This window comes from Psychrobacillus psychrotolerans (assembly GCF_900115805.1).
In the GTDB taxonomy this organism is placed as follows: domain Bacteria; phylum Bacillota; class Bacilli; order Bacillales_A; family Planococcaceae; genus Psychrobacillus; species Psychrobacillus psychrotolerans.
Genome location: NZ_FOXU01000015.1, coordinates 1 through 14,255 on the forward strand (window position 1 = coordinate 1; position 14,255 = coordinate 14,255).

Here is a 14,255-nt window from a genome sequence, read left to right on the forward strand (position 1 = left end):
CACACCCGTTCCCATACCGAACACGGAAGTTAAGCTCTTCAGCGCCGATGGTAGTTGGGGGTTTCCCCCTGTGAGAGTAGGACGTCGCTGGGCACCAAAAAGAAGTCGTTACCGAGTTATATCGGTAACGACTTCTTTTTATTCTATCCAATACTAAAAAACCTTGATCCTCCGCAGATAGAATAATCTCTTAAAGTATATACCTATCGATAAAATGAAAATTCCACTAAATTTAACATCTATAAAGCACCCCATTTGATCTGGTTAAAATAAGTAATCTTATATAATTGCTCAAACATTAATTATATTTCTACTTTATATATACATATTAAGAAAATTAAGCATTAGTAGTTGATTTAAATAATATAGAAAGAAAAATCAGAATAAACATATTATTTGTGGATTCTTGACACTTACAAGAAGCGCTGATAACCTTGTAATAATATTCATTTAACGAGGAGGAATTTTGAAAAATGTGGGAGTCTAAATTTCAAAAAGAAGGATTAACATTTGATGATGTTTTATTAGTTCCAGCTCAATCGGAAGTTTTACCAAAAGATATCAATTTATCTGTGCAATTAACGGATAAAATTAAATTAAATATACCAATGATTAGTGCAGGAATGGACACAGTAACAGAAGCTAAAATGGCAATAGCAATGGCACGTCAGGGCGGACTTGGAATTATTCATAAAAATATGAGTATTGAAGAACAATCTGAACAAGTACTAACAGTTAAACGTTCAGAAAATGGAGTTATTACAGATCCTTTCTTTTTAACTCCAACTCATCAAGTATATGATGCAGAGCATTTGATGGGGAAATATAGAATTTCCGGTGTCCCTATTGTAAATAATGAAGAAGATTTACAATTAGTCGGCATTATCACAAACCGTGATTTACGTTTTATTCAAGATTACTCTTTAAAAATTGATGATGTAATGACAAAGGAACAACTAGTTACAGCTTCTGTTGGAACCACTCTTGAGGATGCAGAGAAAATTCTTCAACAATATAAAATTGAAAAGTTACCTATCGTTGATGAAAATGGAAAACTAAAAGGATTAATCACTATTAAAGATATTGAAAAAGTGATTGAATTTCCTAATGCTGCAAAGGATCATCATGGACGCTTGTTAGTTGGCGCTGCAGTAGGTGTTACAAAAGATACGATGCTTAGAGTGCAAAAACTTGTAGAAGCACAAGTAGATGTGATTGTTATTGATACAGCACATGGTCATTCTCAAGGGGTTATGGATACGGTAAAAGAAATTCGCAACACTTATCCAGATTTAGATATCGTAGCTGGTAACGTTGCTACTGGTGAAGCAACTAAGGCTTTATTTGAAGCAGGAGCTGATGTTGTCAAAGTTGGTATCGGCCCTGGTTCTATTTGTACTACTCGTGTTGTAGCGGGTGTTGGGGTTCCTCAAATTACAGCTATATACGATTGTGCTACAGAGGCTCGCAAAGCAGGTAAAACAATAATTGCTGATGGTGGTATTAAGTATTCAGGTGATATTGTAAAAGCTTTAGCTGCTGGTGGACATGTTGTTATGTTAGGAAGTTTACTTGCTGGTACGACAGAGAGTCCTGGAGAAACAGAAATTTTCCAAGGTAGACGTTTTAAAACTTATCGCGGAATGGGATCAATTGCAGCTATGGAAAAAGGCTCAAAAGACCGTTACTTCCAAGAAGATGCAAAAAAATTAGTTCCAGAAGGCATTGAAGGCCGTCTTCCTTATAAAGGACCACTTTCTGATACTGTGCACCAATTACTAGGTGGTGTTCGTGCAGGAATGGGGTATTGTGGAACAGGTACACTTGAAGCGTTAAGAGAGAATGCGCAATTCATCCGCATGACTGGTGCTGGATTACGTGAAAGTCATCCTCATGATGTTCAAATTACGAAAGAAGCTCCAAACTACTCTATATCGTAAGTAATTGCACTAGATAGAAACTTTTGCACCCATTTGTCGTCTTAAACTAGGACGAATGGGTGCTTTTTTGTATACAAGTGTCCTACCTTGCTAAAGTATGATAAAATGAGCAATGATAAAACCAAAAGGTGGAGGTACGATAGTGAAGAAGGTATGGATGACATCAATGATAAAGTGGCTTGTACTTCCGATGTTTCTTGTGTCAGTAGTATGTAGTATGCCTGCTGCTACAAAAGCAGAGGAAAGCTTGAATTTAAATGTAGATGCAGCAATTTTAATCGATGCAGAGACAGGAAAAATTTTATATGAAAAGAATTCTGAGACAGCGCTTGGAATAGCAAGTATGACGAAAATGATGACGGAGTATTTGTTATTTGAAGCAATAGCAGAAGGTAAAGTAACATGGGATCAACAATATAATGTTACTGAATATACATACAAAATCTCTCAGGATCGTCGTTTAAGTAATGTACCACTACGTGAAGATGGTAGCTATTCTATTCAAGAGCTTTATGAAGCAATGGCCATATATTCTGCAAATGCTGCTACTATAGCAATTGCTGAAACAATTGCAGGTACTGAAGATAATTTTATAAAGCTAATGAATGAAAAAGCAGCAGAGATGGGACTAGAAGGATATAAATTCGTCAATTCTTCAGGTCTAAATAATGAAGATTTACAAGGTATGCACCCAGCGAGTACTAATGCTTCTGATGAAAACGTAATGCCTGCCAAATCAGTGGCAATTCTTGCATATTATTTGATGAAAGATTTCCCTGAAGTTTTAGAAACTACAAAGATTCCTAAGAAAATATTCCGTGAAGGAACTTCTGATGCAATAGAGATGAGTAACTGGAACTGGATGTTACCAGGTTTAGTATATGAATATGAAGGCGTAGATGGATTGAAAACCGGAACAACAGAATTTGCAGGTCATTCCTTTACTGCAACTGCTCAAAAGAACGGAATGCGTGTTATTTCTGTCGTAATGAAAGCAGTGGGTGCAGATGGAAAAGGTTCGTATAAAGCACGTTTTGATGCAACGAGAGCTCTATTAGATTATGGGTTCTCCCAGTTTTCTAAAGAAGAGATTGTTCCAGCAGGATTTAAAATTCCAAAACAAGCCACATTAAAAGTAGAAAAAGGGAAAGAGGACACAGTTGCAATTGCTGTGAAGGAACCCATTTCTATGATTATTAAGACAAATGAAAAAGAATTGTACAAGCCTGTATTTACACCAACTAAAGAGACGCTTGAAGCAGCTATTAAAAAAGACACAGTTGTAGGTAAAGTTCACTTAGAGAAATCTGAAGGAACTGACTATGGCTATATAACTGATCAAGCGGCAGAAACAGATGTAGTAACTACTGAAGCTGTAGATCGTTCTAGTTGGATAAGCTTAATGTTCCAAGGAATCGGTAAATTTTTCGGTAATTTATGGAACAGCACAACAGACTTTATAGGTGGATTATTTTAAATAGCAGAAGCACCGTAGCTCATCAAGAGTTACGGTGCTTTTTAATCTCTAGTGCTTTCATCAGTTGATGAATAGAAGAAGCAACTTGTTCCATTTTTAGGCCACCAAAACCTAGTACAAGCTTTGGAAAAGTTTGCTCATCTAAATTCGATGAAATGTAATCCTGAAGACCATAAATCCGAATGTCCGCTTGCTCAGCAAGTTTCACTAGTTCTGTCTCTGTTTTAGTTGTACGAATGGTCAGTAAAATATGCATTCCCGCCTGTTCTCCAGAAATACTAACCGTGGGATGGTATTGTAAAATAGTTTTTGTAATAATTTCTAACTTACGTTTATAAATCTTTCTCATTCTATTTAAATGTTTTGCAAAGTAACCATCTTCCATAAAGTTTGCTAGTATATGCTGATCCATTCGAGGAACTGTAGCTGCATAATAAGAAAATCTTTGTTTATATTGTAAGATTAGAGACTTTGGTAGAACTGCATAGGCTATTCGCAAAGAAGGCATTAGTGACTTAGAAAATGTACTCAAATAGATGACCCGTTCATTTTGATCTATACCTTGTAGGGATGGAATAGGCTTACCCGTGTATCTAAACTCGCTATCGTAATCATCTTCAATAATGTATCTATTATCCTGCTGATATGCCCACGCTAGTAACTGGTTGCGTCGGGTTGCAGACAATACTGCTCCTGTCGGAAACTGGTGAGAGGGAGTCACATACATCACATTTGCAAAAGATTGCTCTAGTTTAGAAACTATGACCCCATCATTATCTACTGCTATAGGTACAGACATCCTACTATCATTAAAAAATAAGTGATGTGTAAGTGGATATCCAGGGTTTTCAAATCCATACACTGCTTTTTCGCCAAGCAAATGAATAATGAGCGGCATAATTTGTTCAGTACCTGAGCCTAGAATAATTTGTTCAGGTGTACTCTTTACTCCCCTAGATTGGAATAAGTAAGAAGAAATTTGCTGTCTTAATAAATAATCTCCTTGGGGATGACCTAACTGAAGTAACTCCCCATTTTCTTCATTTACAATGTCCTTCGCATATCTTCTCCAAGTCTTAAAAGGAAAAGAGTCTGTATCAATTTTACCTGTAGAAAGATCGACCGTAAAGGAAGGTATATCAGTCGATTCCGGCACGATAGAAGCAATACCTTGTTCAATGATCGCTAATTCTTCTAAATTTTGAACAAAGTATCCACGTCGAGGTTCAGATACTATAAACCCTTCAGCAACTAACTGACTATAGGCAAACTCAATCGTTGTCTGACTGACTGCTAAATATTCGGCAAGCTTTCTTTTAGAGGGAAGCTTAATACCTTCTTCAATTGTTCCGTTTATTATGGCTTTCTTTATGGATTGATATAATTGTTCATATAGTGGGGTTTTTGAATTATGTATTAACTGAAACATTAGGAAATCCATTATTTCTCCCATCTGACCACTTCTTTTGATTTATTTTAGATACTTATAGTATGGTCATGTTTTATTATACTAAATTTAATAAAAATAATGGAGCACTTGCATAAACAATTGGAAATCCTTTCACAAACTCTCGTCATGTAGGAAGGCAATGTTATATTGTAGAGAAGATATAGGAAAGTCTTGCAAAAGAAGTTCACGTATAGTAAAGTATGAGTAATTTCATGAATCAAAAACGATGATAGGAAGCAGTAACAAGCTCGTTTTTTATAGAGAGTCAGCGGTTGGTGAAAGCTGATATAAACACTTGTGAATCCGTCCTTTGAGTTGTGCGGCTGAATGATTAGTAGGTCGTGCCGGTTGAAAAGCCGTTAGAGTACAAGTAAGTGGATTCTGTCTATGACAGGATCAATCAGGGTGGCAACGCGGGTATGCTCTCGTCCCTTTTTCATGGGATGGGGGCTTTTTTGTGTTTTCAAAATTTTAAGGAGGAATATTATATGTTGGATGTAAAATTTGTACGTGATAATTATGAAAAAGTTAAAGCAAAACTTGCTAAGCGTGGGGAAGATATTTCAGAATTTGATCAATTCCAACCTTTAGATCAAAAGCGTCGTGAATTGATTGCGAAAACAGAAGTGTTAAAGGCTGAAAGAAACGAGTTTTCTCAAAAAATATCTTTGATGAAACGAAACAAAGAAAATGCGGATGAACTTATCGCACGTATGCGTGAAGTAGGCGATGCAATAAAATCATTAGACGATGAGCTACGGGATGTAGAAGAAAAATTTGAACATATGATGATGCGAATCCCGAATATTCCGCATGATAGTGTACCGATTGGTGATTCTGAAGATGATAACGTAGAAATACTTAAATGGGGAGAAGTTCCTTCATTTGATTTTGAAACGAAAGCACATTGGGATATTGCGACGGATTTAAAATTAGTAGATTTTGAACGAGCGGCAAAAGTAACAGGAAGTCGTTTTGCATTTTATCGTGGACTAGGAGCAAGATTGGAACGTGGATTATTAAACTTCATGATGGACCTACATGCTGAAGAGCATGGCTATGAAGAAATGCTTCCTCCTTATTTAGCAAATCGTGCAAGCCTTACAGGCACTGGGCAACTTCCAAAGTTTGAAGAGGATGCTTTCCTAATTGGAGAAGAGGATTATTTCTTAATACCAACGGCAGAAGTACCTGTAACAAATTTTTATAGAGACGAAATATTAGATGGAGCCGAACTTCCACAAGCGTTCACTGCTTATAGTGCTTGTTTCCGTTCTGAAGCGGGATCAGCAGGTCGCGATACTCGTGGGTTAATACGTCAACATCAATTTAACAAAGTCGAGTTAGTTCGTTTTGTAAAGCCGGAGGATTCTTATGAGCAGTTAGAACTTTTAACTGGACATGCAGAAAAAGTATTACAATTGTTAGGTCTGCCATATCGTAAACTTCATATGTGTACAGCAGATCTAGGCTTTACAGCTGCAAAGAAATACGATTTAGAGGTTTGGTTACCAAGCTATGGTGAATACAAAGAAATTTCTTCATGTAGTAACTTTGAAGATTTCCAAGCTAGACGTGCAGGAATTCGTTTTCGTCGTGAAGCTGGAGGAAAACCTGAGTATGTGCATACTTTAAATGGCAGTGGATTAGCTCTAGGACGAACAGTAGCAGCTATATTAGAAAATTACCAGCAAGCGGATGGAACAGTTATAGTTCCAGAAGTTCTTGTTCCATATATGGGTGGAAAAACTGTTATTAAATAAAAAAAGAACCAGATTCGCTATAAACCGCGTTTCTGGTTCTTTTTTTGTTCACGAAGGTTACGGAAAAATTGAGTGAGTATACTGCCGCATTCTTCTGCTAAAATGCCTTCTGTGACGTCACAGCAATGGTTAAATCTATCGTCATTTAATAGTCTGTACAGTGAATCTACACAGCCGGCTTTGGTATCTCTTGCTCCGTAAACTACTCGAGGAATTCGTGACTGTAAAATTGCTCCTGCACACATAGGGCAAGGCTCCAAGGTAACATATAAAGTTGTTTCTTCTAATCTCCAATTATTAAGTGCTGCACAGGCCTCTTGAATAGCGAGTAGTTCTGCATGGGTTGTGGCATTTAGGCTTGTTTCTCTTAAGTTGTAAGCCGATGCAATAACTTGATCATTATGTACTATTACAGCACCTATAGGAACTTCTCCAATGGCTGCTGCCTTCTTTGCTTCTTCTATGGCTAAATTCATATAATATTCATCCATTTTTCATCGACTCCTTCTTCTTAGTTTAGCATGTTTTTTTGAGAACTTGCATACTCTAAGATGAAGGAGTGATGCATTGATCCATATAGTTAAACAAGGAGATAGTTTATATGCAATCGCCAAACGGTTCGGAACAACAGTGGAAAGTATTGTCTCTATAAATGAAATTCCTGACCCTGATGTATTAGTAATAGGCCAGGCGCTGGTACTACCATCAACTCCAAGTCCAAACAGACCTACCATTGAGACAAATTTGTATGTTGAATGGTATACAGAAGTACCTGCGGAACGTGTGCTAGAGCAAGTAGAGAAGGTAGCCTCAAATTTAACGTATATGATGCCTTTTTCGTATGAAGTACTACGAGACGGCTCATTGACGGAGATGAATTGGGGGACGTTAAGTGAAATTGCTAAAGAGCAACAGGTAGAAACAGTGATTGTCATAGCGAATATTGAAGATTATGGGTTTAATGCTTCTCTAGCTCATACCATTTTCACCGATGAAGCAGTGAAGACCAATTTGTTTAAACAAGCGGTGGCAGAGGCTGAAAAAAGAGGAACGAAGCATATTCATATAGATTTTGAATATATGGAAGCGACGGATAGAGAAAACTACGTGAACTTTATAAAGGAATTTAAAGAATTTGCTAAAGGATATGTTATATCCGTAACACTTCCGCCTAAGACTAGTGCCGATCAACCAGGAAGATGGTATGAAGCTTTTGACTATAAGGCAATAGGAGAAGTAGCAGATTTTGTTGTTATTATGACTTATGAATGGGGATATAGTGGTGGGCCACCGATGGCTGTCTCTCCAATTGGACCAGTTCGTAGAGTATTGGAATATGCAAAGACAGAAATACTGCCAAGTAAAATTATGATGGGGCAGAATTTGTATGGATATGATTGGACATTACCTTATAAGGTAGGAAACCCAAATGCTAGAGCATTAAGTCCACAACAGGCTATTCAACTAGCAAAGGATCGAAATGCCGCAATCGAGTACGATCAAAATGCACAGGCTCCTTTCTTTCACTATTGGCAGAATGGTATCGAACACGAGGTTTGGTTTGAAGATGCACGTTCTATTCAAGCTAAATTCAAACTTTTAATAGAACTGCAGCTGCTAGGAATAGCATATTGGCATAGTGGATTTGACTTTCCACAAAATTGGTACTTACTTCATGAAATGTTCCAAGTGAAGAAAAAATAGAGCAAATTAGCCTTTCCTTGGAAAGGTGGATTTGCTCTATTTTTCGTTTTCAGCGTGTGCTAAAATAGATGATACGACTTGAAATCTTAGAGTGAGGTTAAAACTTATGTCCATTCCATTTATAACAGTAGAAGGTCCAATAGGGGTTGGGAAGACTTCCCTGGCGAAAGCTATTTCGGCCAAATATCAATTTGCATTACTGAAAGAAATTGTCGATGAGAATCCTTTTTTAAACAAGTTTTACGAGGATATAGCAGAGTGGAGTTTCCAAACAGAGATGTTTTTTCTGTGTAATCGTTATAAACAATTAAGTGATATAGAGAAAAAATATTTATCAAAAGAAAATCCAGTTGTGGCTGATTATCATATTTTCAAAAATCTAATTTTCGCGAAACGTACATTGAGTGAAGTAGAATATGAAAAGTATGAATCAATATATCAAATCCTAACAAAGGATATGCCTGTTCCTAATATGGTCATATATATAGATGCAAGTATAGATGTACTTCTTAGTCGAATTGATATGCGAGGAAGGGATTTCGAAAAAAAAATTAGCCCTGACTACTTGGAGCAGCTCTCAGCAGATTATCGAATGTTTATCGATGACTTCGAACAAAAGCATCCTGAAGTACCAGTTCTTCGAATAAGTGGAAACGAGATAGATTTTGTTCAAAATGGTAAGGACCTACAAATAATACTAGAAAAAGTAGATGCAACATTGCATAAAAGGAGTTATTAATAATGAGTTTAAGAGAGAAATATGGCATCCCTTCAAATGCAGTCATTACAATTGCAGGAACTGTTGGAGTGGGTAAATCAACAATGACTAAAGCATTAGCAGAAGCATTACATTTTAAAACGTCTTTTGAAAAAGTAGATACAAACCCGTATTTAGATCGTTTTTACGAAGACTTTTCTAAGTGGAGCTTTCATTTACAAATCTACTTCCTAGCTGAACGTTTTAAAGAGCAAAAAAGAATGTTTGAGTATGGCGGTGGCTTTATACAAGACCGTTCTATTTATGAAGATACTGGTATATTTGCACAAATGCATAAAGAAAAAGGTACGATGGATCCTGTAGATCATGAAACCTATACGAGCTTGTTTGAAGCTATGGTAATGACTCCATATTTCCCACATCCTAACTTACTAATATATTTAGAAGGATCAATGGATGACATTATCGATCGAATTCACGATAGAGGTCGCCCAATGGAGCAGCAAACCCCTATCTCTTACTGGGAAGAAATGCATGGACGCTATGAGCGATGGATTGATGCATTCAATGGTTGTCCAGTACTTCGTTTGAATATTAATGATTATGATATTATGACAAACCCGAATGACGTAGAAACAATTTTAGAACGCGTTGGTCAATTCATGGAACAAACTGCTATTATTCGTAAATAAATAAAATCCTCCTGTGATTATTTACAGGAGGATTTTTATATAAGTAAGTTATTTTGGCATAAAAAAAGAAGCTAACGGATATCGCTACCTTCTTAATATTCTGAACACAATGTTTTAAGAAAAATTCGTTACCTATGTAACGAATTCAATCTCAAATTTATGCGTGTGTATATAAAATGGAGGAGGAAGAGGGATTCGAACCCCCGCGCGGTATGACCCGCCTGTCGGTTTTCAAGACCGATCCCTTCAGCCAGACTTGGGTATTCCTCCGAAGTACATCAACTAATTTATCATAGAAGAAAATGAATGTCAACACATTTTTAGTCAAATGAGTGTGAGAAACTATATATGACCATTGTGGAAAGAAACGAACGAATATTATCGCTATTTTTTAAAAAATCTTTATGTTATTACTATAAAATAGTAAATGTATATAAATTTACTTGTGCTTTATCATTGATTTTTGTCTATAAAAAAAGTATACTTGTAAATGCCGTGCTAGGTGGGAAGGTAGCGGTGTCTTGTAACTCGCAATCCGCTCTAGCGAGACTGAACTCCTTCTCTGAGGTTGAATACATGTAGGGTCTGGTATTTGCACGTGACGTTGACGTTTGGGTCCTGCGCAATGGGTACCCATGAACCATGTCAGGTCCGGAAGGAAGCAGCATTAAGTGGTGTTTTCTCATGTGCCGCGGGGTAGCCTAAACTGAGTTAACGACAAAGGTGCCGCTTATGTGTTTCAATCGAAGGAAGGTGCACGGCATTTAATATTAAACTTCAACTCATTTGTCTAATAGACAGATGAGTTTTTTATTTGGAAAAAAGATTTACTATACATAAATAAGCGAAGTCTAGTTAGCTTTATGGTATAATAGAAACCATTAACAATTAGAAATGAGAAGGAGGGAAATGATTGTCGTATCAAGCTTTTTACCGTGCTTATAGGCCACAATCGTTTGCGGAAATGTCCGGTCAAACTCATATTAAGCAAACTCTTCAAAATGCCCTCCTTTACAACAAAACAACACATGCTTATTTATTTTCTGGTCCTCGAGGTACAGGTAAAACTAGTGCAGCGAAAATATTTGCAAAGGCTTTGAATTGTGAAAATGGTCCAGCAAAAGAGCCTTGTAATACATGTGAAACTTGTAAAAGTATAACAGAAGGCTCAAATACAGATGTGATTGAATTTGACGCAGCTTCTAACTCTCGGGTAGAAGAAATGCGTGATATTATCGAAAAAGTACGATTTGCACCTTCTAATGCTAAATATAAAGTGTATATTATCGATGAAGTGCATATGCTTTCCACGAGTGCATTCAATGCATTACTGAAGACACTAGAAGAACCACCAGCCCATGCTGTGTTCATCTTAGCAACAACAGAACCACATAAAATACCATTAACTATTATCTCTAGGTGTCAGCGTTTTGATTTTAAACGAATTACATCCAGTGATATTGTCTCTCGCATGGAAGAGGTATTAACGGATGCAAAAATTGAATACGATGAAGATGTACTGAAAATCATTGCGCAATCAGCCGCCGGCGGTATGCGTGATGCACTTAGTATGCTCGATCAAGTTGTATCCTTTAGTGCTGATAAAATGACCATTGAAGATGCATTACTGGTAACTGGTTCAATCGGGCAGGAAGTCTTTTTTCAATTAGCAGATGCATTGATAGACAAAGATATAGCCAAGGCATTAGCTTGTATAGAAAAGTTAATCGAAGATGGCAAAGATCCAGTTCGATTAACAGAGGATTTTATAACTTTCTATAGAGACTTACTTGTCCTGCTTGTTGCTCCTGAGCAAACTGAATTACTAGAAATAGCGACAGGAGACTCTATGTTTTTAGAGCTTGCTTCCAAGTTTCAAGTAGATACCTTATACAAAGGCATTTCTATCTTGACAAATACACAACAAGAAATGCGTTTTTCTAATCATGCGAAAGTATATCTAGAAACAGCAATAATTCGATTGGCACACGTACCAAAAGAAGGAACCGTATCAAGTGAGAGTAACTCGGAGTTAGAAACAAAGGTACGAGTACTTGAAACACAATTACAACAATTACAACAGCAATTAAGCCAAGGGATGACATTGCAAGCTACTACTGGAACGCAAGATCAACCAAAGCGTCAAAGACAAAAGTCCTCTGGAGGCGTCAAAGTATCGAGTGGTCGGATATCAGAAATTTTGAAGACCGCCACAAAAACCGATATCCAGGTGATTAAATCTCAGTGGGCAAGTATTTTACAGCAATTGCAAAAATCTCATGCTGCTTTATTAAATGATGCAGAGCCTGTAGCAGCATCTTCTAATGCATTTGTGTTAAAATTCAAGTATGATATTCATTGTCAAATGGCTATGGAGAACAAAACATTCTCTACTTCGTTTCCCCAGTTAATCGCTAACTTAACAGGGACTATGTATGAAGTATTATATGTGCCTGAAGAAAATTGGTTAAAGATTCGAGAAGACTTTATTAAGCAGAACGGTTTAAAACAAAGCACTCCAGAAACTGAGGGAAATTCCTCTGAGCCAAATGACTCAATGGAACTATTACAGGCGATGGAACAAGTATCAGAGGATCCGTTGATAGTAGAGGCGGAGAAATTATTCGGAAAAGAATTTGTAGAAGTACAAGATAACTAAGGAGGAAAATTATTATGCGTGGAATGGGAAATATGCAAGGTATGATGAAACAAATGCAAAAAATGCAAAAGAAGATGGAAGAGGCACAAGAAGAACTAGCTACTCAACGTTTTGAAGCAGTAGCCGGTGGTGGCATGGTGAAAGTTATAGTTTCAGGACAAAAGGAAGTACTAGAAGTAGAACTAGATCCAGCAGTAGTAGATCCAGATGATATTGAAATGCTTCAAGATTTAATCGTTATTGCTACAAATGATGCTATTAAAAAAGCAGAAGAAACAGCGAACTCCACAATGGGTCAATTCACGAAAGGGTTGAACCTTCCTGGCATGTTCTAGGAGGAATAATAGATGCATTATCCTGAACCGATATCAAAACTAATTGATAGTTTTATGAAATTGCCGGGAATAGGGCCGAAAACAGCGGCCCGTCTGGCTTTTTTTGTCTTAACCATGAAAGAAGATACTGTTTTAGATTTTGCAAAAGCATTAGTTGATGCAAAACGAAATTTAAGCTTTTGTTCTGTATGTGGGCATATAACCGATATTGATCCTTGTCATATTTGTCAGGATCAACAAAGAGATGCATCTTTAATCTGTGTGGTTCAAGATACAAAAGATGTAATTGCCTTGGAAAAGATGAGAGATTATAACGGACGATACCACGTACTTCATGGAGCAATTTCACCAATGGATGGAATTGGCCCAGAAGATATCAATGTACCTTCGCTTTTGAAAAGATTGCAAAATACAGAAATCGAAGAACTAATACTAGCTACCAATCCTACTATAGAAGGAGAAGCAACGGCGATGTATATTTCACGTCTTGTTAAACCGTCTGGTATTAAAACAACTAGAATTGCTCATGGATTACCTGTAGGTGGAGATTTAGAGTATGCAGATGAAGTAACTCTCTCTAAAGCTCTAGAAGGTCGCCGAGAGTTGTAGGAGGATGTGTTGGTGTGATGTTTTCTAAAAAAGGGAAAATGAAAAAGGAATTCGATGAGCAATTCATTACACTCATGAAAGAAACAAAGTCAGAGTGGCATCAAGCCCAGTCAATAGAGGATTACTTAAATGACTACGATTTAGATGCAGTTGCTAAAAGGAAAATGGCAGAAAGTATCCACTTCTATCTATATAAAGAAGCAAGGATCCGAAATGTCATCCTCAAATAGAATAACAAGAGCAATAGTTACATATAATGATAGATATGATTTTATGGAGGGTGTAACTCATGAAGTTTGTTATCATTATATGTTCACTATTGCTTTTATCTTTTTTGTTATTTCGTAATTCATTCCCAAAGTTTTTTGAAGGACTATCTATCTTGTTGTTTCGTTTAGGTTTTTCCATACTCTTATTATATGGTGTACATTTATTGGTGGGGTCAATGGGTTATGCAATACCGGTGAATTTGTTTACAGGTACTGTAGCGGCAGTGTTAGGTATACCCGGAATCATCTCTGTTGTAGCTATTTCTATATTAATTTAAAAAAGTTTGCAAAAAGTGTTGACTTTATCATGAGGAGCGAGTAATATTGTAGAAGTCGCCAAGAGGTAATACATTATGGCAGACAACATGAACATTGAAAACTGAACATGCAAAACGTTAAGAAACATAGCTATCAACTAACTTAGTTAGTATGATAGCAAAACAATTTTGGACATCATTTAATGATGATGCCAGCAAAACAAAATGAGCTTTTAAACTAGTTCTAATTTGTTCGCTTTCAATGTGCTCTGCATACTGGAAGTGAACTATTATGGAGAGTTTGATCCTGGCTCAGGACGAACGCTGGCGGCATGCCTAATACATGCAAGTCGAGCGAATGACGAAGAAGCTTGCTTCTTCT

13 protein-coding genes, 1 tRNA gene, 2 rRNA genes, 1 other RNA gene and 1 other annotated feature are annotated in these 14,255 nt (G+C 36.9%); of the genes, 14 read left to right on the forward strand and 3 right to left on the reverse strand.

The genetic code is table 11. The features are described 5' to 3' along the window. The 3 genes from rrf to BM260_RS18010 form a co-directional block, all read left to right on the forward strand. Positions 1-93 (forward strand): 5S ribosomal RNA (gene rrf / locus BM260_RS18000); the annotation flags it as partial. Between the two features lie 380 nt (positions 94-473). After that, the gene (gene guaB / locus BM260_RS18005; protein ID WP_093538730.1) at positions 474-1,940 is read left to right on the forward strand and encodes an IMP dehydrogenase; all 1,467 of its coding nucleotides are present in this window, start codon (positions 474-476) and stop codon (positions 1,938-1,940) included. A 142-nt stretch (positions 1,941-2,082) separates the two neighbouring features. Continuing rightward, on the forward strand, positions 2,083-3,417 hold the full coding sequence (locus BM260_RS18010; protein WP_093538731.1) for a serine hydrolase: 1,335 nt from the start codon (positions 2,083-2,085) through the stop codon (positions 3,415-3,417). 22 nt (positions 3,418-3,439) lie between these two features. Here the strand turns inward: BM260_RS18010 and pdxR are convergent, their stop codons facing one another. Next, positions 3,440-4,858 carry a MocR-like pyridoxine biosynthesis transcription factor PdxR gene (gene pdxR, locus BM260_RS18015; RefSeq protein WP_093538742.1) on the reverse strand — a complete coding sequence of 473 codons (1,419 nt, stop codon included), beginning with the start codon at positions 4,856-4,858 and terminating at the stop codon, positions 3,440-3,442. A gap of 226 nt (positions 4,859-5,084) precedes the next feature. Then, positions 5,085-5,303, forward strand: a binding site (T-box leader). Positions 5,304-5,355: 52 nt separating this feature from the next. Here pdxR and serS point away from each other — a divergent pair. Further along, the gene (gene serS / locus BM260_RS18020) at positions 5,356-6,630 is read left to right on the forward strand and encodes a serine--tRNA ligase (protein ID WP_093538732.1); all 1,275 of its coding nucleotides are present in this window, start codon (positions 5,356-5,358) and stop codon (positions 6,628-6,630) included. 17 nt (positions 6,631-6,647) lie between these two features. On the opposite strand, the gene tadA is transcribed toward serS, so the two are convergent. After that, positions 6,648-7,121, reverse strand: coding sequence for a tRNA adenosine(34) deaminase TadA (gene tadA / locus BM260_RS18025; RefSeq protein WP_093538733.1), 474 nt, complete (start codon positions 7,119-7,121; stop codon positions 6,648-6,650). 76 nt (positions 7,122-7,197) lie between these two features. Here tadA and BM260_RS18030 point away from each other — a divergent pair, with 76 nt between their 5' ends. The 3 genes from BM260_RS18030 (at position 7,198) to BM260_RS18040 (ending at position 9,744) form a co-directional block, all read left to right on the forward strand. Next, positions 7,198-8,334: a glycosyl hydrolase family 18 protein gene (locus BM260_RS18030; protein WP_093538734.1), complete on the forward strand. Its 1,137-nt coding sequence runs from the start codon at positions 7,198-7,200 to the stop codon at positions 8,332-8,334. 106 nt (positions 8,335-8,440) lie between these two features. Next, positions 8,441-9,073 (forward strand): deoxynucleoside kinase, encoded by a 633-nt coding sequence (locus BM260_RS18035; protein WP_093538735.1) that lies wholly within the window; start codon positions 8,441-8,443, stop codon positions 9,071-9,073. A 2-nt stretch (positions 9,074-9,075) separates the two neighbouring features. Further along, positions 9,076-9,744: a deoxynucleoside kinase gene (locus tag BM260_RS18040; RefSeq protein ID WP_093538736.1), complete on the forward strand. Its 669-nt coding sequence runs from the start codon at positions 9,076-9,078 to the stop codon at positions 9,742-9,744. Between the two features lie 177 nt (positions 9,745-9,921). Here BM260_RS18040 and BM260_RS18045 read toward each other — a convergent pair. Then, a tRNA-Ser gene (locus BM260_RS18045) sits at positions 9,922-10,014 on the reverse strand. A 223-nt stretch (positions 10,015-10,237) separates the two neighbouring features. On the opposite strand from BM260_RS18045, the gene ffs reads away from it, so the two are divergent. From ffs to BM260_RS18080, 7 genes are all read left to right on the forward strand, one after another. Next, positions 10,238-10,505, forward strand: an RNA gene (gene ffs, locus BM260_RS18050) — signal recognition particle sRNA large type. A gap of 152 nt (positions 10,506-10,657) precedes the next feature. Continuing rightward, complete coding sequence (gene dnaX, locus BM260_RS18055; protein ID WP_093538737.1) at positions 10,658-12,403, forward strand: DNA polymerase III subunit gamma/tau; 1,746 nt, start codon at positions 10,658-10,660, stop codon at positions 12,401-12,403. A 14-nt stretch (positions 12,404-12,417) separates the two neighbouring features. Further along, a complete protein-coding gene (locus BM260_RS18060) occupies positions 12,418-12,738 on the forward strand; it encodes a YbaB/EbfC family nucleoid-associated protein (protein WP_093538738.1) in 321 nt (106 codons plus the stop codon). 12 nt (positions 12,739-12,750) lie between these two features. Further along, positions 12,751-13,347 carry a recombination mediator RecR gene (gene recR / locus BM260_RS18065; protein WP_093538739.1) on the forward strand — a complete coding sequence of 199 codons (597 nt, stop codon included), beginning with the start codon at positions 12,751-12,753 and terminating at the stop codon, positions 13,345-13,347. A 17-nt stretch (positions 13,348-13,364) separates the two neighbouring features. Next, the gene (locus tag BM260_RS18070; protein WP_175496349.1) at positions 13,365-13,577 is read left to right on the forward strand and encodes a YaaL family protein; all 213 of its coding nucleotides are present in this window, start codon (positions 13,365-13,367) and stop codon (positions 13,575-13,577) included. A gap of 59 nt (positions 13,578-13,636) precedes the next feature. Then, on the forward strand, positions 13,637-13,894 hold the full coding sequence (locus BM260_RS18075) for a pro-sigmaK processing inhibitor BofA family protein (RefSeq protein WP_093538741.1): 258 nt from the start codon (positions 13,637-13,639) through the stop codon (positions 13,892-13,894). Between the two features lie 268 nt (positions 13,895-14,162). Next, a 16S ribosomal RNA gene (locus BM260_RS18080) occupies positions 14,163-14,255 on the forward strand; the annotation flags it as partial.